This window comes from Halorhabdus utahensis DSM 12940 (assembly GCF_000023945.1).
GTDB classification, from domain to species: domain Archaea; phylum Halobacteriota; class Halobacteria; order Halobacteriales; family Haloarculaceae; genus Halorhabdus; species Halorhabdus utahensis.
In genome coordinates, this window is the sequence record NC_013158.1 from 2849783 (window position 1) to 2869746 (window position 19964).

The following is a 19964-nucleotide window of genomic DNA, read 5'->3' on the forward strand; positions in this document are numbered from 1 at the left end:
CGGGCTCACTCGAGGCCGCTGTCGAGGTTCTCCAGGAGTTTCCCGGCGAACAGCCCCAGCCGTGGCGAGATGGCGTCGGGATCGTCCGATGGAGCGTCGACCGGATGCGTCTCGAGCGCGCGAACGAACTGCTCGCCGTGAGTCATCGCCGCCATCATGTCGACGACGTCGACGGTCAGGCCCTCGTCGGAAGTGTCCATCTCCGGGTGGCGCTCTTTCTCTTCGGACGTGTAGGCGATGGTCCAGGACGGCCCGCCGACGAGATCGAGGACCGCATCGACGCCACCGACCTCGACGCGATCGCCGTCGCTGGCGACGTAGACGGTCCCGTCCTCGATGATTGTCTCGTACCGGGTCATCGCTGGGTGTCTTCACCCTGAAATGACGGCCTACTCGGATATATACCCTCACGTCCAGTCCCGCAGAACTATTCTCACCTGTCGGTCGCGTCGGACCCGCGTCTGACGATGAATTATGGGTGTCGAGGTCCTGGGCTAGAAAAGAAACGCATGGCTGACAGCGATCAGCGGACGATCACCGTCGCGGAACGCAGCGACGGGCACGGCGGGACTGGTGACGTGGGCCGGCCGGTTTCGCTGCCAGTCGTCGAACTGCTCACCGGGCGCGGGTTCATCACCGGGAAATCGGGCAGCGGGAAGAGCAACTCCGCCTCCGTCGTCGCCGAGAAGCTGCTCGACAACGGCTTTGGACTCCTCATCGTCGACATCGACGGCGAGTACTACGGCCTCAAAGAGGAGTACGAGATCCTCCACGCCGGGGCCGATGACGAGTGTGACATCCAGGTCACGACCGATCACGCCGAGAAACTCGCCACCCTCGCCCTCGAACAGAACGTCCCCATCATCCTCGACATTTCGAGTTATCTCGACGAGGACAAGGCCCGGGAGGTGCTGACGGCCGTTGCCCGCCAGCTGTTCGCGAAGGCCAAAAAGTGCAAACAGCCCTTCCTGTTGCTGGTCGAGGAGATCCACGAGTACATCCCGGAGAAGGGCGGCGTCGACGAGTGTGGGAAGATGCTGATCAAGATCGGCAAGCGCGGGCGCAAACACGGCCTGGGGATCGTCGGCATCAGCCAGCGACCGGCCGACGTCAAGAAGGACTTCATTACTCAGTGTGACTGGCTAGTCTGGCACCGGCTCACCTGGAACAACGACACCAAGGTCGTCAGTCGTATCCTCGATGGCGCATATGCCGACGCTGTCGAGGACTTAGCTGACGGCGAAGCGTTCCTGATGACTGACTGGGCCGAAGCAGTCGAGCGCGTCCAGTTTTATCGGAAGAAGACCTTCGACGCGGGCGCGACGCCTGGTCTGGAAGACTTCGAGCGCCCGGATCTCAAGTCCGTCAGCGACGACCTCGTCTCCGAACTGAAGTCGATCACCGACGAGCGTGCGGAGACCGAGGACCGGATCGCCGAACTCCGGGCGGAACTCGACCGCAAGAACTCCCGGATCGCCGAACTCGAACGTGAACTCCAGGACGCCCGTGACATGAGCCGGATGGCTGACCAGTTCGTCGATGCGCTGGTCGAGCACGTCGATGGGCCGAATCCGGGTCGGACCGAACAGGCAAAGCTTCGGGACAGTCATGCACGCAAGCAGAGCCAGGACGCGGACGACACCGACGACGGGCAAGCTACGTTCGGGCCCGACAGCCCCACGGACGACGTCACAGCCGACGGGTCAGGGACAGCCACGCCGGACGGTGCGGGCGGGAACGGCACGGAAGCAACTGTCGCCGATGCCTTCGAGTCCTTTGGGGACTTCGTCCCTGCGGAAGCGTCCGTCGATTCCACCACCGTGACTGACGCAAGTGACGCCCCCGCAGAGGCCGGCGATACCACTGCTGGCGCTAGCGACAACGAGGACACGGCAACGAGCCAGGAAGTCTCGATCGACGAGGTCCCCGACTTCGTGGGCCGACTCCGGGCTGAAGTCCGCTCGCTCGAACCCAAGACCCAGAAGATGCTGTCGTACTATCGCGACCAGGGACCGGCGTCGCCGTTGGACGCCCACTTCGTTGCCGGGGGCTCGGGCGATCGAACCCACGCCTACGCCCGCAATCGGACGCTCCGGACAGCCGAGTTGATCGAACACGTCGGCCAGGGTGCCTACGACTACCGCCTGCCAGCACTCCTCGAAGAGCGCGCCAAGCGTGCGCCCGAGGATGTCGACGACGCGGATCTCGACACCTACGTCGACGTGATCGAAGCGACCGTCGACGAGTTCTGATCCTTGCAAAACGACGGTTCCCGAAGCGGTGACTCGACTACGGCTCCCACGTCGTCAGTGGCTGCGTCTGCGAAGACGTGGGCGACTTCCAGATGAGTTTGACTGCTTCCACATCGCTCAAGCTGTGGGAGGAGGAAGCGTCGAAGTAGTTCGACACCGGCGGACTCCCACTGCCAAAGTAGATTGCCCACGAGTCAGTCGCCGAAATCGATGAAGTGCTCCCGTAGGCCGAGGATCCGTCGGCAAACGCATACCGCTCCTCGCTGCCTGTGTACGAGACCAACGCAACGAGTGTCCCTGCATCCGCAGCCTCCCCACCGTCGTGTTCGATCACCACGGCGTCTGACTGCGCTGAAATGTCCCAACTGGTGCTAGGCGGCTGGTTCTCCGGCATGTCCATGTTCATCACGAACGTGCCGACCACAGCCGCGAGTAACACCGTGATCGCAACCATTAGAATCACTCCAATGACTGGCGATACCCCCCGGTCGTCTACCCCATGGTTCGCGCGCATCGCAATCCGTAATACATTCCGCTAATACAAATATTTTTATATTTATTCATGGAGTATATGGCGCGGTAATAGCTCTGGCGTTTCATTCTGGAATTACTTGGATCCAGGCCGTCACTGCGTGGACGCGATAAGCCGGCCACGGTGGCTGAGTCCGCCGAAATATCGAGGATTTGGACTCGATCGTCCGATAGATCTATTGAATGCGAATATGTTTGTTTCCGCACTACCAGGGTGGTTTGTTATGTGTATGTCTATGAATATTTATAATATACTGCCAACAGCATTTCAATCACGTATGGCAGTATTTTCCGTTTACGTGTGAAAATTACAATATAATTTGGATGGAAGATATTTTGAATGGTATAGTCTTTTACAATATTTGTGTTGAAAATATACGGAAAGTATACATTCACTACAATCATCATATATGATTGGGTCGGTCGTCGCCGACCCAGGCGATACGCCACGGTCCTCGTTTCCCCCGACGTGGACTGACTGTGTGTATCTGGACGACCGGATGCCATTTTCCCCCTCTCCGGTCGTCCATGTTTCCGCCAATCCTCCCCTGTTGGCAGTGGTTGATGGCCCAAGAATCAACGCCCCTGCATCGAATCGGTCTGCCTGATTTTCATTGCCATCGGAGCGTCACCCGCGGTTGCTAGCCAACAGAACCATGTGCTCACACCGTAACTGGTACCATGACGCACATGGACTTTGATCAGTATCCCTCGGTTTCGTTGCACAACGTCGCGGAGATTGAACCTGCCGGGTGGGTTCCGGACGGTGATCGCCTTTGCCGGGTGCCGGCGGCGTACGGCAAAGAGATGAACGAGGATGCAGCACACCGGGTTCGCCATGCCACGGCCAGCGAGGTCCGGTTCGTCCCGACCGAAGAAGACGCGGAGATCGAAGTGACACTTTCGGCGGTCGAAGACACACAATTTCGGACTTTCTGGGGCGTCTTCCAACCGTGGCAGCCGACCGAGGTCGGCCAGACACCGGAAACGTTCACGTTCACCATTCCGGAGCGACTCCGCGAGATCGTGACCACCGATGACACCGGACGCTTCGATCCAGCAGTCTGCCGGATTCGCTTCGAGCGCCGGACTGCGGTCGCGATCCACGACGTCTCCGGCGACTGTCGACCCCCGAAGCCGGATGAACTGCCGGACCAGCGCTATCTGGCCTACGGAACCTCGATCACGGAAGGGGCGGCCGCATCAGCGCTCCACACGGACTACGTGACTCACGTCGCCCGTGATCTGGGGGCCGATCTGCTCAACTTCGGCTGCTCGGGATCAGCCTACGCCGACGCGGCGATGGCAGACTACATCGCTACCCGTGACGATTGGGACTTCGCAACGCTCGAGCTCTCGGTGAACATGGCCAACGCGGATTTCACGCCGGCCGAGTTCCACGAGCGCGTCGAGTATTTCGTCAATACGATCGCGGATGCACACCCGGAGAAACCGATCGCGTGTATCACGCTGTTCCCGTACTTCGACGACCTCGCGGAGTCGGGCGATCAAGACCACGCCACCGCGTTCCGCAATGCGGTGCGCGATGTGGTCGCTGACGCCGCACACGAGAATCTCCACGTGGTCGAGGGGACTGATCTCAACGATATCACCGGGTTGACCGCTGATCTGCTTCACCCCGGGGATGCCGGAATGGAACGGATCGGAACCCGACTGGCCGACCGTCTCGAAGAAATCCTCGACTGAAAGACATCGGCGTCGGCTCGCTATGGCCTGCTATCGCTATTGAACAGGTTCGTTTTCGTAAACGGAATGGCGTCGGAGAGATTGTGAACCACGGTCGCAGCATGCTGCTCCCTGCTTCAAATCCATCCGAATTTCATTGCTGGTGCTCGCGGGTTTGCTCGCAGCAAGAAATGGGGTCGGAGAGATTTGAACTCCCGATCGACTGATATCTCCGGTTGCGCCTCGGAACTCCAGAGGGTCATCAAGGCGTCCGGTGATCAGCCGGTCGCTCAGTATATCAGTCTGGAGTGTCGTCCCGGGCGCGGTGCCTCTGGAGTCAGTCGCCATGCCGGACTTGGCCACGACCCCGCGACTCGTCGTTAGACGATTTCCCCTAAAGGGATTTCGATTCACTCCCTGTCGGTCGTTGCCCATTCACAGTCCTGGCACTTCTCTCCGGTCACGAACTCGGTGATGGAGGGCATATATCCGACTTCCAGGACGTCGCCACCGCACTCGGGGCATGTACGGTCCGCGTCTGCGATCGATTCGGCGTCCATGACGTCGTCGTCCTCGATAAGTTCTGCCAGTTTGACGGCGGTCACCATCCGTCCCTGGACGACTCTATTTTCGGCCATGGAGGATCCAGGCCATCGACACTTCTAAACATTGCCGTCCAGGCAGGATCTCGGTTGTGGCAGCTTCTATCCGACGTGCGATGTCATTCTCTGCCGAATACCGTCCGCTACAGCCACGGAGATCGGTCGTCGCTGTTCTTCGTGTCAGTTCCAACCGTATTGGGTGCGTCGGACTGATCGCCGCCGTCAGGCAGCGACGCTTCGTTTTCTGGCTCTCTACCAGCGTCGTCGGCCGGAAACAGCAGGTCACGATCCGGGTCGAACGCCAGTAGCCCGGCCATCGCAAGGACGGCAAGCGAGAGCGGGGCATCACTGGGGACGAGGCCGTACACTGACAGCGCGAGCACGCCAAGCGCGACGGCACTGCCAAAGCGGAACCGGTCGAGGTCGACGCTCGCTCGCAGCCATGGACCGGTCAGCGCAACCAGGAGCGCAAACCCGACGCCGACCAGCGCCGCTGCCGTCCCGTTGATGACGAGTCCGGGATCCGTTGCGACGGAGAATTCTGCACCGTTGAGATCGAGGCTGGCGACCAGCCCGAACCCGACGATCACAGCCGGCCGTGGGATCACGTCCGCAAGTTGGGAACTGGCCGTCTGGGCGGCGATCGCCAGGATGACCAACCCGGCGAAGCGCTCGAAGATCGCCAGATCGAGCACGCTCGCGATCGTCGGCGCGAGGGCCGCTTCCAGCGCTGCAATGGGGAGCAGGACGACCCCGACGCCAGCGACAGTGAGCGCCTGCTCGCGTGGACTCCCGTCCATGTCGGCGAGGATGACCGCCACCGTGGCACTCCCGCCGAAGACCAGCAACCCGACCTCGAAAATGCCGGAGAAACTCCCGACTGCACCTGCGAGGATGAGTGCCGGAAAGACGCCATCGACCAGCGGGAGACACATCACCGTCGCGAGGAGGCGCCCGTCACCACCGACCCGCCGCTCGATGGCGAGCGCGATCGGATGTTGGGAGCTACTCATCAGCGACGCGGGCCATCTCCCGTGGCCAGTGGGTACTGGGACCGTCTCCGGTATCGTCGCGCGATACCGTGACGGTCGTGCTCCGCCGGCTGACTGGTGCCGTCAGCGCCAAAATTGAACGTTGTCCCCATCGACTTCCATGTATTCGTCACACCGGAGACTGCACGCTGCTCACTGGCGGTCCGCGAACTGATGGGGATGGCGGAAGCCATATGATAAACCACGAAGGATAGAAGTAAAAACGTTGTGTGAGAAGCGCCCGCAAGCGTCGCGTTCCGTGAGAATGACGCGCATAATACGCGCAATTTCGAAAAGTATCGGAGACTCCCGTTCAAATGTAAACGTTCTCCGGCCGAATACGTATCAGCTTCTCATATATTAACGTTTGATTATGAGGTATGGGGATCCCCTGCCGGTCGTGTCGTTTCACGGACGTTGGACCGACATCGAACAGCGACAACTCGCAACGTTTTTGGGCCGGGCTGAACGACCGATTACATGGCGAAGAACAATCGACCGTTTTCGGCGAAACTTGAGGTACCGGAGGCGCTGACGTTCGACGACGTACTGTTGCGACCGAAGGAGAGTCGCGTCGAGCCTGACGATGCGACGACCGAGACCCATGTTTCGAAGAACGTCTCGCTGAACGTTCCCGTTCTCTCGGCGGCGATGGACACTGTCACCGAGAGTGACATGGCGATCGCGATGGCTCGTCACGGTGGCCTTGGCGTCATCCACCGGAATATGGACGTCGACCGGATGGTCACCGAGATCGAGCGCGTCAAGCGCGCCGACGAACTCATCATCCGTGACGTTGTCACGGCCGATCCGGACCAGACTGTCCGTGATGTCGACGCGATGATGCAACGACAGGGTGTCAGCGGTGCCCCCGTGGTGGGTGACGACGACGAGGTGCTCGGTATCATCTCGGCGACGGACATCCGACCGTACCTCGAAGTCGGCGATTCCGACGCTGTCCGGGAAGCCATGACTGACGAAGTCATCACGACGGAAGCTGATGTCTCCCCGCGTGAGGCGCTCGAACTCATGTACGAGCACAAGATCGAGCGCGTCCCGATCGTCGACGAGGAGAATCGACTCATCGGGCTCGTGACGATGCAGGGGATCCTCCAGCGCCGTGAATACGATCAGGCCGCTCGTGACGGGAACGGTCGCCTCCGATGTGGCGTCGCCGTCGGTCCCTTCGAGACGGAGCGGGCCATCGCAGCTGACGACGCAGGTGCGGACGTCATCTTCATCGACTGCGCACACGCACACAACCTCGATGTCGTCGACACCGCTCGCGATATCAAAGCGGAAATCGACGCGGACATCGTCGTCGGAAACATCGGCACCCGGGAAGCCGCCGAGGACCTCGTCGACTTCGCCGACGGACTCAAGGTGGGCATCGGCCCGGGCAGTATCTGTACGACGCGAATCGTCTCCGGTTCGGGGATGCCCCAGCTTTCGGCCGTCGCCGAGGTTGCCGACGTGGCCGCCGACCACGACGTGCCCGTCATCGCGGACGGCGGTATCCGGTACTCAGGCGACGCAATCAAGGCCATCGGGGCCGGCGCGGACGCCGTGATGCTCGGGTCGTACTTCGCGGGCACCGACGAGGCTCCAGGTCGCATCATCACGCGCAACGGCAAGAAGTACAAGCAGTACCGTGGCATGGGCAGCGTCGGCGCGATGAAATCAGGCGGCGGCGAGCGGTATCTCAAGGACGTCGAAGACCAGGAAGAGGAGGACTACGTCCCGGAGGGCGTCGAGGCCGCGACGCCGTACCAGGGACCGGTCGAGAACGAACTCCACCAGATGGTCGGCGGAATGCAGTCCGGCATGGGGTACGTCGGAGCCGAGTCGGTCCCGGAGTTCCAGGAGCGCGCGGAGTTCGTTCGTGTCTCCAGTGCCGGCCAGCAGGAGAACCATCCACACGACGTGCTCATCACCGACGAAGCACCGAACTACAGCCCCGGCGAATGAGGATCGTGCGATAATCACGCACGTCAACTGCTGTTTTTCACCCTGTCCTCTGTCGGAGAAATTCAGGAGGCCACACCGCAAGCATTCGATTTATTGGAGATTTCGACCGGCTTTGAGCCCACTCCGAAGGGCCGATCGCGTCCGGCCGATCCCGGTAACCCAGTCGCCAGCGATCGCCAGATCCGAATCGAGGGCTTGCTCGATGAGTTCCTCGTCAGGACTCCGCGTCGGGATCGCATCGCCCCAGCGCTGGTACTCCCACCAGTTCGGATCGACGAGCCGATCATCGCCGATGAGCTCCCTGGCCCGGTGGGTCGCCGCTTCGGAGGCAGCGGCCGGTGACGTCTGTGGGTGAGTCACGACCCAGCTCGGACCGAACTGAACGACGATCACCGTCTCGCCATCCGGGACGTGGCCGGGCTTGTGGCGTTCGTTCGACACCCACGCGACGTCGTAGACGCTCTCTTCGCTGACGAGCCCGAAGTACGGCGTCTCCAGCTCGAAGGCAAAGTGGAGGGCAACCGTATCCATCGTCCGGTAGGGGATCTGGTTGATCTCGATCGCGAGTTCCTCCCGCAGTGGCGCGTCCCAGTCGGCGGTTTCGAGCAGCACGGACGCCGATGCCGTCGGGACTGCGAGCACGATGGCGTCGAACTCCCGTTCACCTGCTTCGGTCGTGACGCGCCACCCATCGTCAAGTCGTTCGAGGTGCGTGACGCCGACCCCGTCTTCGAGTGTCGCGCCGCTCGCATTGATCATGCCTCGAACGATCTCATCCAGACCACCGCGGCCCGTCCAGCGCGAGTTCTGTGGCGTATCGCCCGGCGTGATCTCCCCGGCGGCATCGAATCGCCAGACTGGCGGTTCGATCTCGACGAGTTTCTCCCCTGCGGCGTCTTCGATCACCTCCTCGAGATCCGGGTCGGCGACTTCGAGATAGTTCGCACCAAAGTCAAAGACACAGCCGTTCCGTCGTCGACTCGCCATCCGCCCCCCGACGGTGTCCATTTCGTAGACGGTGACGTCAGCGTCCGCTAACGCATAGGCCGCCCCAGCTCCAGCGATGCCGCCACCGACGATCCCAATTTCTTCGCGCATACTCGCCCTTCACTGGGGAGTACCTAAAAGTCGGGCTTGCAGGCAGGTACTGTCCCATTCCGTCCGGAACCTGCTGTTGTGACCATGCAACGCCAGAAGTATGGCTGGAGGTGGATTTGAACTACGCTCAGACGTGCTCGCTCACGCCGATCGCTATGCGCGACTGGTTCAAATTAAATTATTATGTCTTTCGCATACGGCGAGCGAAGCGAGCCGTTTCACTCGACCGAGCGTCGCGAGGCTCGAACAAAGTGAGAGCCTCGGTATTACGAACGGCGACCAGCGGGAGCCGTGAGTAGCGAGGTCGAGTCTTTTTGGTCCAGCTTTTTCGAGTCGAGCGGGACCTTCGGTCCCGCTGACCGTGCGAACGGACGCGAGGCGTCCGTGAGCAGAGAGTGGTCGCCGAAGGCGACCCGACGATGAAAAAGGTGGTATAGCGGGAGGTGGATTTGAACCGCGGTCGTTCCGCTTCGCTCCACTTCCTGCTTCAAATCCACTACGGCGACAGCACAGCGAGGATGGCGCAGAGATACACCTCTGCGCCGTAAATTCGCTGAGAAGTAGCGGGAGGTGGATTTGAACTACGCGAAACGCTCGCTACGCTCGCGTTTCTCTATTTCAAATCCACTCTATACGGCTTTTGGCGACGCTGAACTCGTCGCTTCGCTCCTCGTTATTTCGCCGCCAAAAAGTAGCGGGAGGTGGATTTGAACCACGCCCACTTCGGTCGCTTCGCTCCCTCGTGGTCTACTTCAAATCACCGTGACCGATATTCGCCGCTCGCGAGTTTGCGAGCGGCAGAAGTATAGCGGGAGGTGGATTTGAACCACCGATCTGCGGGTTATGAGCCCGCCGGAATCTCCTAGCTATCCCATCCCGCTACCTATCTGTACCCTCGGTCGTCAATTAAGGGTTGTGATTCGGATGCCGTCCGTTAATTCCTACCGTGCCTGGCCAGCCAGTTCGACGGAGCCATTCCGTCGGATACCCGCCAGTGAGCTGATCGGCCCTCGAACTGACGCCAACCCTGCTGTCGACTGGGCGAATCCACGACGAGACTGCCGGTTTCGGGCGTCAGCGGACGATGACACAAGACCTTTGAGGGGGTTGTCCGTTCCCCTGGATGATGGAGCTCGGACTCGTCGCACTGTGGCTGGGGCTGTACCTCCTGTTGCTGTTTGTCGGTCTGACGATCTCGCGTCGAATACTGCCCGGGCTGGCAGACGAAGGAGCCGGGATCGCCATCCCACTCACGCTGACCATCGTCTGGGTGGTCACTTTCCTGGTTGGCCACGCCTCGATCGTTCTCGGGCTCTGGGCGGGGCTGCTCGTGCTTGGACTCGTCGCGGGTGCCGCCCGGTACCGACAGGGGGGCGTGGACACCCGGATCTACCTGGAGACGGCTGCAGTGTTTTCGATCGCGTTCTGCTTCGTCGTGGCGATCAGGGCTGTCGACCCGGCCGTCCACGCTATCGCCGGTGAGAAATTTCTCGACTTCGGGCTGCTCCAGACGTTGCTGCGGGCCGAAAGCCTGCCCCCCGAGGACATGTGGTTCGCCGGCGAACCCGTCCAGTACTACTACGGCGGCCACCTCCTCGCGTCGCTGCTTGCCCGCATGACGGACACTGCCGGTCGGTTCGCCTACAATCTCAACGTCGCCGGTTTTTACGCCATGTTCGTCACGGCTGCCTACGGCCTCGCGAAGAACGTCGCTGCCGATCGCGATCTTCCGGCCCGCCTCGCCGGCGTGTTCGCGGCCGTCTTCGTCGGGTTCGCGAGCAACCTCGTCTCGGCGGTCCACGTGATCGTTTTGATGCTCCCCGACGACGTCGCAACGCAACTCGCGGCGGTCGCCGGCCACGAACTCGACGGCCTGGGGACCGGATTCGCCAACTTCAGTTACTGGACGGCGAGCCGGGTCATCTCGGGGACGATCAACGAGTTCCCGCTGTTCGCGTGGCTCAACGGCGACCTCCATCCTCACATGTTGAGTCCGGCGTTCCTGTTGCTCGCGGCGACGCTCCTCTATGGCTATTACCGAACGCCAGCCAGCCACCGCGCTCGGCGGATCGCGCTGCTTGTCGCCCTCGGTCCGATCGCGGCGCAACTCGCCGCCAGCAACACCTGGTCGTTCCCCTCGATCGGTGGACTCACGATCCTGACCGTCGCACTGGCACCGGCGAGTCCGGTGACCCTCCTGCCGTCGTCAGTCCAGGCCCGCCTCGACGCTCGGAGCCGGATGCGACGGGAAGTGTGGCGACACGCTCTCGCCGGGGTCCTGGGAATGTCGGTTCTCCTGCTCGGCGGGCTCCTGTCGCTGCCGTTCTGGCTGCAATCCGTGAGTAGCCAACAGCACCTGGCACTGTTCCCGGAGCGGAGTGGACTCGGCCCACTCCTGCTGGTTCACGGGGCCTTCCTGGCGGCGTTCGTCTGCTATTACGTCCGATACACGCGTCCGCACGGGACACGACGAATCCGGAGATTGCTGTTGGTGGGTGTGATCGGTCTCTGTGCCGTCTTGGCACCGTTCGATCTGTCCGCAATCGCTCTGTTCGGGCCACTGATCCTGTTGGGCTGGTTCCTCCGTCGCGTCGAGGCGTACGAGGAGGTCCCGACGCCGGGATACGAGACCGTCTTGATCGTGGCCGGGGCTGGGCTCGTGGTGCTCGTCGAGTTCGTCTACGTGAGTGAACAGGCCGGTCCGGGACGGATGAACACCGTGTTCAAGTTCTACGCGCAGGTGTGGGCGCTCTGGTCGGTTGCCATCGGTGTCGTCCTCGTCGAACTCCTTGCTGATCAGCGTCCATCCCTCGGTCTCTCCAGTGACGACTGGCACCGTGGGCTTCGGGTCCTCGTTGCCGTGTTGCTGGTCTCGACGTCGATCTACGGTGCGTTGGCCCTCTCCCAGCACTTCTCGGGATCGTCGGGGACAGCACCACCGGACGAACCGACGCTTGACGCGCTTGCGTTTCTCGAGACACACCATCCGAACGAAGCTCCGGCGATCCACTGGCTGAACGACAACGTCGACGGGCAACCCACCCTGCTGTCCCGACCAACAACCGGGTCGCTGAGTGGGTATTGTACCGCCGACCGGGACCTCCCGAACGGCGTCACGCCGTGGGATTGGGACGTCTACCACTGGGGCAACGCCCCGTCGACGATGACCGGGATTCCGACGGTCGCCGGCTGGAGTCACGAGGTCGGCTATCGCGACGCCTCGGTGTACTGTGACCGCGTCCAGGACACCATCCAGCTGTTCACTGGTGACCCCACAAATCAGCGCCAACTGCTCGCCCGATACGATGTCACGTACGTCTACGTCGGCCCGCTCGAACGGGGGGCCTTCCCGGAGATAACGATCCAGGAACTCGACGTCGTGACGGTCGAAAAGCAGTGGGACGACGTGACGATCTACCGCGTCAACCAGTCGATGCTCGGCTCGAACTATCTCAGGCCGACTCGACGACAGTAATCGCGTCGGCGTCCGCAGAGAGTGTCTCCATGTGCATCGGGATGTAGTTCCGGAGCTCGAAGGTCTCGCGTTCGTCCTCGCTGCCGACCGTACACCACAGCTGGGGTTCGGCCGGGCCATGCCAGTCGCCCTGTTTATTGATCCCGAAGCAGACGTATTCCTCGCCATCGTGCTCGATCACGGCGTCCTTGCGGATGCCGGGGTCGCCGTGGATGATGAGACGCTTCATGTACACCCGAGTTCGACCATTCCGGCATTAAGCGCTTCGGAGCCTGCAGTCTGGGTTCGGGAATAGGGCCGTCACCGGGTCGTGAGAGTCGCTCACGTTCCACAGACGGCGCTCGTGTGGAACCAAACGGGTTTTAAGCCGGGCTGTCTAACCCTCCGGCAAGGTAGATATCCATGCAGATGCCACGCCGATTTAACACCTACTGTCCGAACTGCAACGAGCACCACGAGCACGAAGTCGAGCGGGTCCGACAGGGTCGCTCCACCGGCATGACGAAAGTCAACGGCCGCCAGCGCGAGCGCCAGTCCGGGATCGGGAACGACGGCAAGTTCTCGAAGGTCCCCGGTGGCGACAAGCCGACGAAGAAGACCAACCTCACGTACCGTTGCTCGGAATGTGGCAACGCTCACCTCCGCGAGGGATGGCGCGCCGGCCGGATCGAGTTCCAGGAATAACGATGACAGGAAACTTCTACAGCGTTCGATGTCCGGACTGTGAGAACGAACAGGTCGTCTTCGGCAAGGCGGCGAGTGACGTCGTCTGTGCCGTCTGCGGGAACACGCTCGTTCGTCCGACCGGTGGGAAGGCCACCATCGAGGGCGAGGTACTCGAGACGGTCGAGCAACGATGAAGTTCAGTGGCTGGCCCGAACCCGGCGAACTCGTCGTCGGACGCGTCGACGAGATCGAGGACTTCGGCGTGTTCGTCGACCTCCTGGAGTACGAGGACAAGCGCGGGCTGGCCCACATCAGCGAGGTCGCCTCCGGGTGGATCAAGAACGTCCGCGACCACGTCAACGAGGGCCAGACCGTCGTCGCGAAGGTGCTCGACGTCGATAAGGACGCCCAGCAGATCGATCTCTCGATCAAGGACGTCAACGACCACCAGCGTAAGGACACCATCCAGGAGTGGAAAAACGAGCAGAAGGCCGACAACTGGATGACCATCGCCTTCGGCGAGGACCTCGAAGACGACCGCTACGCCGACATCGCCGAGGAACTAATCGCCGGGTTCGGGTCGATGTACGATGGCTTTGAGCAGGCGGCCATCCACGGCACGGAACCGCTCGAAGAGACAGACCTCGCTGAGGACGAGGTTGACGCGATCGTCGAGGCGGCACGCGAGAACGTCTCCGTCCCGTACGTCAACGTCACGGGCTACGTCGATCTGACGTGCCCCGAGAGTGACGGCGTTGATGCAATCAAGGAAGCGATGCAGGCTGCCGAGGGCAACGGTGAAGTACCAGAGGAGATCGAACTCGACGTCACCTACGTCGGGGCTCCCGAATACCGGATCGAAGTGCAGGCTCCGGATTACAAGACGGCCGAGTCCCAACTCGAGGCGAGTGCCGACCGCGCCACGGCGGCCATCGAAGAACGCGGTGGCTCCGCCGAGTACCACCGTGAGCGGACCACCGACGAGGAATGAAGTCCGACATCCGGGTGTGTTCGGCGTGGCGCGAAGCACACGACCGCCCGGTGTACACGCTCGATGACGCCTGTCCTGACTGTGGGGCATCGGCCAAAAACGCCGTTCCAGCCCCGTTTTCTCCAGAAGACCCGAACGGCGAGTATCGACGCGCTCTTAAACGACGACACCGGCAGTAGGCGGTATGGACGAATACGAGACCGAAGTTCTTGCTGACGTCGACCTCGAGGAGCCGGTTCTGGTTGAGGGATTGCCGGGCGTCGGTCACGTCGGGAAACTGGCCGCCGAGCACTTACTCGAAGAACTCGACAGCACGCCGGTCCGGCGTGTCTACTCCCAGCACTTTCCGCCGCAGGTCAGCGTCGAGGATGGCATCGAACTCGCCAGTGCAACCTTCCACGCAGTCACCCCCGAGGACGGCCAGGATATGCTCGTTCTCTCGGGCGACCACCAGGCCCAGGACAACGTCGGTCACTACGGCCTCGTCGAGACCTTCCTCGACGTCGCTGCGGACTTCGACGTCGAACGCATCGTCGCGTTGGGCGGGGTCCCGACGGGCGAACTCATCGAGGAGTACGACGTCATCGGGGCGGTCACGACCGAGGATCTGGAGACGGAACTCGAGGACGCCGGCGTCGACTTCCGCGAGAACGAGCCAGCCGGGGGCATCGTCGGGGTCTCGGGCCTGCTGCTCGGGATGGGCCAGCGTCGGGAGTGGCCGGCAGCCTGTCTGATGGGCGAGACCTCGGGCTACCTCGTCGATCCCAAGAGCGCCCAGGCGGTCCTCGAAATCCTGCAGGACCTCCTCGGCTTCGAGGTCGACTATGCCTCCCTGGAAGAGCGTGCCGACGACATGGAGGAAGTCGTCCGCAAGATCCAGGAGATGGAGCAAGGTGCACCCAGCAGTCCCGACGAGGATCTCCGGTATATCGGCTGAACGAACGGCTTTTTCGCCCTTCAGATCCCGCGGCTCATCAACTGACTGCGGAGGATGTCGCTCTCGGCAGCGACGGCGAGCGGATCGACGACTAAGACTGACCCATCGGGTTCGATCTCTCCTCGTTCGGCCAGTTCAGAAGTCCCGGCCAGCGCGACACCGCCGGTCGCACTGACCTCGACGCCGGTCGCCGCGTTGGCGTCGACGGCAGCAGCGAGAGCATCGTCGTCCGTCACGGCCACTGCACCGCCGCCGCTGGCCGCGAGTGCGTCGAGGGCGCGCGATCCGACGGCCGGGTCGGGGATTTCTAGGGGACCGATCACGCTGTCCGGTGTCTCCCAGGTCTCGACCTCCCCGCCGTTCTGGTAAGCGGTGACGATCGGCGCACATCCCGCCGGCTGAGCGGCGTACAGCTGCGGAACTGAGCCGACTCGACCGCCCGCCTCGAGCGCTTGCAGCCCGGCGAAGAAGCCAGCGAGTCGCGTGCCGTGGCCGACCGGCAGGACGATAGCGTCTGGCGACGATCCGTCCTGTCCAAAGAGATCCAGCGCAAGCGTGGCCGCACCGAGTTGCCGGAACGGCGAGGCCGGCCCGACCGGGAAACCGTCGGTGTCGGCATCGTCGTAGGCGGCTGCCGCGTCGCGATACCGTCCCTCGACGACCGAGAGCTCGCCGCCGTGGACGTTTGTCATCGCCTTCTCGACGAAGGGTGTCCGGGAGGGGACGTAGGACAGCGATTCGAGGTCGGCGCGGCCGGCGTAGGCGGCTGCCGACCGTGCCGCATTGCCCGTCGATGGCAGAATGATCTGCTCGGCGTCACGTTCAGCGGCGACTGAGACGGCCACGGCCAACTCTCGATCCACGGCACTGCCGGTGGGATTGCGTCCCTCGTCGGCGATCCGGACGCGGTCGACGCCGAGTTCGGCAGCCAGTGAGGGGGCGTCGATGACAGTCTTTCCGCCCGCACCGAGCGAGACGAGCCCCGCAGCCGGGTCGAATCCAAGCGCCGGGGCGAAACGGTCGATTCCGGTTGCGTTGTCCGTTTCAGCCGCAACCACGTCTGTGAGTGCATCGGCGTCGAACACCGGTGTGACAGGGTCGCCACACTCGGGGCAAGTCGTCTCGACGTCCTCCGGGGCGAGGGTGGTTTCGCAGGTCTGGCAATCGAAGCCGTCGATTCCGCCGTCAGTGTGCATACCACGCCGTCAGTCCGCCCCGCTAAAGTGTGGTCCGGTCACGGAGGGGTTCGTTCTCGACAGTCCCATCGCCCACAGCCGACCGGGAGGTTTTGGCCATCCCCGCCGTAGGCAACGACATGACTGACGTGATCGTCGCTGGCGGCGGCCTCGCCGGACTGGTTGCCGCACGCCATCTCGCCGAAGACGGACTGGACGTGACCGCCTTCGAGGCAGATTCGAGCGTTGGCGGTCGAGTCCACACCCACAAAGACGACGGATTTACCTACGATCGGGGGTTCCAGGTCGTCTTCGACAGCTATCCGGCAGTCAAGCGCGAACTCGACGTGGACGCGCTCGACCTGCGGCGATTCGCACCGGGCGCGACGCTCGCACGGCCGGGCGAACGGAGCGTCATCGCTGACCCGCTTCGGGACCCACGGACCGTGACCCAAACGCTGTTCAACCGCGAGATCCCCTTCGGCGACAAGCTTCGCGTCCTCAAACTCCGTCAGGAACTCGCTGGGCGTGATGAAGGCGATATCTTCGATCCGACACGGCCGGATCGGACCATCGAGGCGGCGCTGGCCGACCGTGGGTTCTCCCAAGCTTTCGGCGAGCGGTTCGTCGCGCCGTTCTACGGCGGGATCACGCTGGATCGCACGCTGTCGATGGATGCCCGGATCTTCGAGTACACGTTCGCCAGACTGATCGAGGGGTCGGCGGCGGTCCCGGCTGACGGGATGGCGGCGATTCCGAAGCAACTGGCCCGTCGTGCCCGTGACGCCGGCGCACGGATCGAAACGGGGGTGACGGTCGAGTCGATCGACGCGGATGCTGGTGAGACCGGCGAAACGGGAGACAGCGTGAGGGTGACCGTCGACGGCGAGACCATCACGGCGGCCGGCGCGGTCGTCGCGACCGATCCCGGGACGGCCGGCGAGCTTACGGGCGTCGAGACGCCGACGGAGTATCGGGGGTGTGCCACTGTCTACGCGTCGTTGCCCTCCGAAACGCAACTCGATACGGGCAAACGCCTCCTGTTGAACGTCGCGGACGACCGGCCAAATCAGGTTGCGCCCATGTCGGCAGTGGCTCCCGAGTACGCACCGGACGGCCAGCAGTTTCTCGCCGCGACGTTCCTCGGTGTGCCGGCTGCTGACGACGAAACGCTGTTCGAAGAGACGAGAGATACCCTCTCACAGTGGTATCCCGAGCGGTCGTTCGCGGCGCTCGAACATCGCCGTACTGAACGGGTCCCCTTCGCCCAGATCGACCAGCCGCCAGGGTTCCAGTCGGGGCTGCCCGATCCGGACGACCCGGACGGCCCCGTTGTCCTGGCCGGCGATTACACTCGCTGGAGTTCGATACAGAGTGCTCTCCAGAGCGGTCGAATCGCCGCTGAGACACTCCTAGACGGGCCGGGACTCCCCTGACTGCCCGGCCGACTCAGTGACCGCCGGCGTGATCAGTCGACTCTTCGGCGAGTGCTTTCGGGACGAGCCACCGGGTCAACACGAGCAACACACCGAGTGCAAGCAGGCTCACCAGCAGTAGGATGACGGCAGCTTCCATAGTAACGGGTTCGACGCCCCTGAACAAAACACTGGTGGGTACTGGGGGCAGTCGGTACTGGGTGGCGAGGTCTTCACAGCATCTCCCGAAGCGAGCCAAGCGGCGGGAACTCCAGGGTTTCGGCGGCTTTCTCGTCACGGACGATCGGCCGAAACGCGCCCGCGTTCCGGATGAACGGCGAGTGAAAGTCGGCGGCACGCATCTGGTTTATCCGGACGCCGGCGACGAGTTCGTTGAACGACGGCAGGACGACGACGTCACTCCCGCGGTAGGCGTCGACGCCATGGAGATAACACGGCCGCCTTTGGCCCTCGATCTCGATGGCCGGGTGATCATGGCCGATCAGGTACCGGTCAGCCGATCGTTCGGGCGGGTCGTCACCGTGGAGAACGACGGTCTCCCCGTCTGCGAGGGCGTAGCTGTCGGGTGTCGGCCCGTCCCAGACAGCATCGAGCAGCACGTCGTGGTTCCCGGGCGTGATGATTAGCTCTGTGCCGTGTTCGGCGACGGACTCCCGGAGGTCCGCAAACGCATTCGCGACGCCCGGCGGAAGCGAATCGAAGGAGTGCAACGCGTCGCCGGCGATCACGACTTCCGCGGGATCGTGTGCCTCCAGCAGTGTCTCGATTCGATCACACATGGACGCGTCCGAACCGAGCGATAGCTCGACGTTCGAGGATCGTTCCCGGCCGAAATGCAGATCCGCGACGACGAGCGTCTCGCCGACGATCACGGCCCGGTCCCGAAACGTCGGTTCCATCACTACGCCATCGGCGACCCACGGGCGTAAGGGTGTCGTCGGGATTCGACCGAGCCGAAACGGGAATCGCTCGGGGACGCAACTCCGGGGTTTTTTACCCAGCGCTCCCAGGGTTCGGACATGATCGACGTCCTCGACAACAAGCGGACGGCGACCCGCTTTCGGATCCTCGTCGAGATCGCCGAACGCCAGCCTGCGGTAAGCCAGGGCGAGATCGCCGACGCCGTCGGCGTGACGAGTCAGGCGGTCAGCGAGTACATTCGCGAACTAGTCGAGGACGGCTTCGTCGAGAAAGAGGGGCGCTCGCGCTATCGGGTCACCAACGAGGGCGTCGACTGGCTGTTCGGCGCGGCGACGGACGTCCGGCGCTTCGCCGACCACGTGACCGATGACGTCCTCGGGAGCGTTCAGGAGGACGCCGCGATCGCCCTCAAGCCCGTCAACGAAGGCCAGACCGTTACGCTCTCGATCGCCGATGGCCTCCTCCAGGCGCGGCCGGGCGACGGCGAGGCGACTGGTGTGGCAACGACGGACGCCGAGGCGGGCGAGGTCGTGGGCGTCACTGGGTTCGAGGGCGTCATCGATCTCGAACCGGGGGAGGTCACTATCCTGCAGGTGCCGCCGATCCGTTCGGACGAGGACCCGCCGCTCGATCGGCTCACGGACGCGGTCGAGACTGCTGACCTCGTCGCCGCGGCGGGTGTCGAAGCCGTCGGCGCGCTCCGTCGGATCGACCACGAACCGGCGACACACTTCGGGGCCGGGGAGGTCGCCGCCGACGCAGCGAGTCGCGGCCTCGATGTCGTCGTCGTCGCCACGACTGACGCGGTCGGGCGGGTAACCGATGCCCTCCGTGACAGCGACGTTTCCTACTCGGTCACATAGCTGGTTCCAAAGCCTTGAGAGGCGTCGAACCGATGGCTGTGGTATGAGTGATATCGAAGCTGCGGTCGACGAATTCCTCGATGAGTACGACGCCGCGCGCGAGGACTACGACCGCGGGTACACTGACGCTGATGCCACGCTCAGACTGATCGAATCGCACGTCGAGGAGTTACGCGACGCTGTCGAGTGACGCCCGGGATATCGCGCGACACTGTCGAATGACGCCCGAGATACTCGCGGTGCGAACCCGGTCGCTCGTGCCGCGTGATACCACGGAAACCGGCGTGAGTGCCGGAAGCGCCGTCGTTTTACGGACTGATCCGCTATCGGCT

21 protein-coding genes and 2 tRNA genes are annotated in these 19964 nt (G+C 62.9%); 12 read left to right on the forward strand and 11 right to left on the reverse strand.

The window, feature by feature from the left end; genetic code table 11:
* Positions 1 to 5: 5 nt before the first annotated feature.
* The gene (locus tag HUTA_RS13605) at positions 6 to 359 is read right to left on the reverse strand and encodes a hypothetical protein (protein ID WP_015790500.1); all 354 of its coding nucleotides are present in this window, start codon (positions 357 to 359) and stop codon (positions 6 to 8) included.
* A gap of 150 nt (positions 360 to 509) precedes the next feature.
* On the opposite strand from HUTA_RS13605, the gene HUTA_RS13610 reads away from it, so the two are divergent.
* On the forward strand, positions 510 to 2252 hold the full coding sequence (locus HUTA_RS13610) for a helicase HerA domain-containing protein (RefSeq protein ID WP_015790501.1): 1743 nt from the start codon (positions 510 to 512) through the stop codon (positions 2250 to 2252).
* A gap of 37 nt (positions 2253 to 2289) precedes the next feature.
* On the opposite strand, the gene HUTA_RS13615 is transcribed toward HUTA_RS13610, so the two are convergent.
* On the reverse strand, positions 2290 to 2706 hold the full coding sequence (locus HUTA_RS13615; RefSeq protein ID WP_015790502.1) for a type IV pilin N-terminal domain-containing protein: 417 nt from the start codon (positions 2704 to 2706) through the stop codon (positions 2290 to 2292).
* Between the two features lie 767 nt (positions 2707 to 3473).
* On the opposite strand from HUTA_RS13615, the gene HUTA_RS13620 reads away from it, so the two are divergent.
* Complete coding sequence (locus HUTA_RS13620) at positions 3474 to 4490, forward strand: SGNH/GDSL hydrolase family protein (RefSeq protein ID WP_049941362.1); 1017 nt, start codon at positions 3474 to 3476, stop codon at positions 4488 to 4490.
* 171 nt (positions 4491 to 4661) lie between these two features.
* On the opposite strand, the gene HUTA_RS15425 is transcribed toward HUTA_RS13620, so the two are convergent.
* The 3 genes from HUTA_RS15425 to HUTA_RS13630 form a co-directional block, all read right to left on the reverse strand.
* Positions 4662 to 4838: transfer RNA gene (locus tag HUTA_RS15425), tRNA-Trp, on the reverse strand.
* Between the two features lie 41 nt (positions 4839 to 4879).
* The gene (locus tag HUTA_RS13625; RefSeq protein WP_015790505.1) at positions 4880 to 5107 is read right to left on the reverse strand and encodes a DUF5795 family protein; all 228 of its coding nucleotides are present in this window, start codon (positions 5105 to 5107) and stop codon (positions 4880 to 4882) included.
* A gap of 107 nt (positions 5108 to 5214) precedes the next feature.
* The gene (locus HUTA_RS13630) at positions 5215 to 6084 is read right to left on the reverse strand and encodes a DUF5794 domain-containing protein (RefSeq protein WP_015790506.1); all 870 of its coding nucleotides are present in this window, start codon (positions 6082 to 6084) and stop codon (positions 5215 to 5217) included.
* 498 nt (positions 6085 to 6582) lie between these two features.
* Between HUTA_RS13630 and guaB the strand changes: the two genes are divergently transcribed.
* Positions 6583 to 8070, forward strand: a complete 1488-nt coding sequence (gene guaB, locus HUTA_RS13635) for an IMP dehydrogenase (protein ID WP_015790507.1) — start codon at positions 6583 to 6585, stop codon at positions 8068 to 8070.
* A 90-nt stretch (positions 8071 to 8160) separates the two neighbouring features.
* Here the strand turns inward: guaB and HUTA_RS13640 are convergent, their stop codons facing one another.
* Both HUTA_RS13640 and HUTA_RS13645 read right to left on the reverse strand, forming a co-directional pair.
* Positions 8161 to 9168 (reverse strand): NAD(P)/FAD-dependent oxidoreductase, encoded by a 1008-nt coding sequence (locus tag HUTA_RS13640; protein ID WP_015790508.1) that lies wholly within the window; start codon positions 9166 to 9168, stop codon positions 8161 to 8163.
* An 806-nt stretch (positions 9169 to 9974) separates the two neighbouring features.
* A tRNA-Met gene (locus HUTA_RS13645) sits at positions 9975 to 10049 on the reverse strand.
* 245 nt (positions 10050 to 10294) lie between these two features.
* Between HUTA_RS13645 and HUTA_RS13650 the strand changes: the two genes are divergently transcribed.
* Positions 10295 to 12643 (forward strand): DUF2298 domain-containing protein, encoded by a 2349-nt coding sequence (locus tag HUTA_RS13650; RefSeq protein ID WP_079891716.1) that lies wholly within the window; start codon positions 10295 to 10297, stop codon positions 12641 to 12643.
* On the opposite strand, the gene HUTA_RS13655 is transcribed toward HUTA_RS13650, so the two are convergent.
* Positions 12621 to 12872 carry an HAH_0734 family protein gene (locus tag HUTA_RS13655; RefSeq protein ID WP_015790510.1) on the reverse strand — a complete coding sequence of 84 codons (252 nt, stop codon included), beginning with the start codon at positions 12870 to 12872 and terminating at the stop codon, positions 12621 to 12623. The genes HUTA_RS13650 and HUTA_RS13655 overlap by 23 nt on opposite strands.
* 173 nt (positions 12873 to 13045) lie before the next feature.
* Between HUTA_RS13655 and HUTA_RS13660 the strand changes: the two genes are divergently transcribed.
* Genes HUTA_RS13660 through HUTA_RS13675 form a run of 5 tightly spaced genes read left to right on the forward strand, consistent with a single transcriptional unit; the run spans position 13046 to position 15237 of the window.
* On the forward strand, positions 13046 to 13327 hold the full coding sequence (locus HUTA_RS13660) for a 50S ribosomal protein L44e (RefSeq protein ID WP_015790511.1): 282 nt from the start codon (positions 13046 to 13048) through the stop codon (positions 13325 to 13327).
* A 2-nt stretch (positions 13328 to 13329) separates the two neighbouring features.
* Positions 13330 to 13503, forward strand: coding sequence for a 30S ribosomal protein S27e (locus HUTA_RS13665; RefSeq protein ID WP_015790512.1), 174 nt, complete (start codon positions 13330 to 13332; stop codon positions 13501 to 13503).
* Positions 13500 to 14300, forward strand: a complete 801-nt coding sequence (locus tag HUTA_RS13670; RefSeq protein WP_015790513.1) for a translation initiation factor IF-2 subunit alpha — start codon at positions 13500 to 13502, stop codon at positions 14298 to 14300. Before HUTA_RS13665 ends, HUTA_RS13670 begins: the two co-directional genes overlap by 4 nt.
* Positions 14297 to 14479 carry an RNA-protein complex protein Nop10 gene (locus HUTA_RS15180; RefSeq protein WP_015790514.1) on the forward strand — a complete coding sequence of 61 codons (183 nt, stop codon included), beginning with the start codon at positions 14297 to 14299 and terminating at the stop codon, positions 14477 to 14479. Before HUTA_RS13670 ends, HUTA_RS15180 begins: the two co-directional genes overlap by 4 nt.
* A 5-nt stretch (positions 14480 to 14484) precedes the next feature.
* A complete protein-coding gene (locus HUTA_RS13675) occupies positions 14485 to 15237 on the forward strand; it encodes a proteasome assembly chaperone family protein (RefSeq protein ID WP_015790515.1) in 753 nt (250 codons plus the stop codon).
* Between the two features lie 20 nt (positions 15238 to 15257).
* On the opposite strand, the gene HUTA_RS13680 is transcribed toward HUTA_RS13675, so the two are convergent.
* Positions 15258 to 16433: a pyridoxal-phosphate dependent enzyme gene (locus HUTA_RS13680; protein WP_015790516.1), complete on the reverse strand. Its 1176-nt coding sequence runs from the start codon at positions 16431 to 16433 to the stop codon at positions 15258 to 15260.
* A 119-nt stretch (positions 16434 to 16552) separates the two neighbouring features.
* On the opposite strand from HUTA_RS13680, the gene HUTA_RS13685 reads away from it, so the two are divergent.
* Positions 16553 to 17848: an NAD(P)/FAD-dependent oxidoreductase gene (locus HUTA_RS13685; protein WP_015790517.1), complete on the forward strand. Its 1296-nt coding sequence runs from the start codon at positions 16553 to 16555 to the stop codon at positions 17846 to 17848.
* Between the two features lie 13 nt (positions 17849 to 17861).
* Here the strand turns inward: HUTA_RS13685 and HUTA_RS16020 are convergent, their stop codons facing one another.
* Both HUTA_RS16020 and HUTA_RS13690 read right to left on the reverse strand, forming a co-directional pair.
* On the reverse strand, positions 17862 to 17987 hold the full coding sequence (locus tag HUTA_RS16020) for a hypothetical protein (protein ID WP_015790518.1): 126 nt from the start codon (positions 17985 to 17987) through the stop codon (positions 17862 to 17864).
* 73 nt (positions 17988 to 18060) lie between these two features.
* Positions 18061 to 18747, reverse strand: coding sequence for a metallophosphoesterase (locus HUTA_RS13690; protein WP_015790519.1), 687 nt, complete (start codon positions 18745 to 18747; stop codon positions 18061 to 18063).
* A gap of 120 nt (positions 18748 to 18867) precedes the next feature.
* Here HUTA_RS13690 and HUTA_RS13695 point away from each other — a divergent pair, with 120 nt between their 5' ends.
* Complete coding sequence (locus tag HUTA_RS13695; RefSeq protein WP_015790520.1) at positions 18868 to 19632, forward strand: DUF7839 domain-containing protein; 765 nt, start codon at positions 18868 to 18870, stop codon at positions 19630 to 19632.
* A gap of 43 nt (positions 19633 to 19675) precedes the next feature.
* Positions 19676 to 19822 carry a hypothetical protein gene (locus HUTA_RS15695; RefSeq protein WP_015790521.1) on the forward strand — a complete coding sequence of 49 codons (147 nt, stop codon included), beginning with the start codon at positions 19676 to 19678 and terminating at the stop codon, positions 19820 to 19822.
* Positions 19823 to 19964 lie beyond the last annotated feature (142 nt).

What these genes read in the sequence shown, in the direction of transcription:
- HUTA_RS13605 (WP_015790500.1), bottom strand. Translation starts at nt 359, where the DNA reads ATGACCCGGTACGAGACAATCATCGAGGACGGGACCGTCTACGTCGCC.
- HUTA_RS13610 (WP_015790501.1), top strand. Translation starts at nt 510, where the DNA reads ATGGCTGACAGCGATCAGCGGACGATCACCGTCGCGGAACGCAGCGAC.
- HUTA_RS13615 (WP_015790502.1), bottom strand. Translation starts at nt 2,706, where the DNA reads ATGGTTGCGATCACGGTGTTACTCGCGGCTGTGGTCGGCACGTTCGTG.
- HUTA_RS13620 (WP_049941362.1), top strand. Translation starts at nt 3,474, where the DNA reads ATGGACTTTGATCAGTATCCCTCGGTTTCGTTGCACAACGTCGCGGAG.
- HUTA_RS13625 (WP_015790505.1), bottom strand. Translation starts at nt 5,107, where the DNA reads ATGGCCGAAAATAGAGTCGTCCAGGGACGGATGGTGACCGCCGTCAAA.
- HUTA_RS13630 (WP_015790506.1), bottom strand. Translation starts at nt 6,084, where the DNA reads ATGAGTAGCTCCCAACATCCGATCGCGCTCGCCATCGAGCGGCGGGTC.
- guaB (WP_015790507.1), top strand. Translation starts at nt 6,583, where the DNA reads ATGGCGAAGAACAATCGACCGTTTTCGGCGAAACTTGAGGTACCGGAG.
- HUTA_RS13640 (WP_015790508.1), bottom strand. Translation starts at nt 9,168, where the DNA reads ATGCGCGAAGAAATTGGGATCGTCGGTGGCGGCATCGCTGGAGCTGGG.
- HUTA_RS13650 (WP_079891716.1), top strand. Translation starts at nt 10,295, where the DNA reads ATGGAGCTCGGACTCGTCGCACTGTGGCTGGGGCTGTACCTCCTGTTG.
- HUTA_RS13655 (WP_015790510.1), bottom strand. Translation starts at nt 12,872, where the DNA reads ATGAAGCGTCTCATCATCCACGGCGACCCCGGCATCCGCAAGGACGCC.
- HUTA_RS13660 (WP_015790511.1), top strand. Translation starts at nt 13,046, where the DNA reads ATGCAGATGCCACGCCGATTTAACACCTACTGTCCGAACTGCAACGAG.
- HUTA_RS13665 (WP_015790512.1), top strand. Translation starts at nt 13,330, where the DNA reads ATGACAGGAAACTTCTACAGCGTTCGATGTCCGGACTGTGAGAACGAA.
- HUTA_RS13670 (WP_015790513.1), top strand. Translation starts at nt 13,500, where the DNA reads ATGAAGTTCAGTGGCTGGCCCGAACCCGGCGAACTCGTCGTCGGACGC.
- HUTA_RS15180 (WP_015790514.1), top strand. Translation starts at nt 14,297, where the DNA reads ATGAAGTCCGACATCCGGGTGTGTTCGGCGTGGCGCGAAGCACACGAC.
- HUTA_RS13675 (WP_015790515.1), top strand. Translation starts at nt 14,485, where the DNA reads ATGGACGAATACGAGACCGAAGTTCTTGCTGACGTCGACCTCGAGGAG.
- HUTA_RS13680 (WP_015790516.1), bottom strand. Translation starts at nt 16,433, where the DNA reads ATGCACACTGACGGCGGAATCGACGGCTTCGATTGCCAGACCTGCGAA.
- HUTA_RS13685 (WP_015790517.1), top strand. Translation starts at nt 16,553, where the DNA reads ATGACTGACGTGATCGTCGCTGGCGGCGGCCTCGCCGGACTGGTTGCC.
- HUTA_RS16020 (WP_015790518.1), bottom strand. Translation starts at nt 17,987, where the DNA reads ATGGAAGCTGCCGTCATCCTACTGCTGGTGAGCCTGCTTGCACTCGGT.
- HUTA_RS13690 (WP_015790519.1), bottom strand. Translation starts at nt 18,747, where the DNA reads ATGGAACCGACGTTTCGGGACCGGGCCGTGATCGTCGGCGAGACGCTC.
- HUTA_RS13695 (WP_015790520.1), top strand. Translation starts at nt 18,868, where the DNA reads ATGATCGACGTCCTCGACAACAAGCGGACGGCGACCCGCTTTCGGATC.
- HUTA_RS15695 (WP_015790521.1), top strand. Translation starts at nt 19,676, where the DNA reads ATGAGTGATATCGAAGCTGCGGTCGACGAATTCCTCGATGAGTACGAC.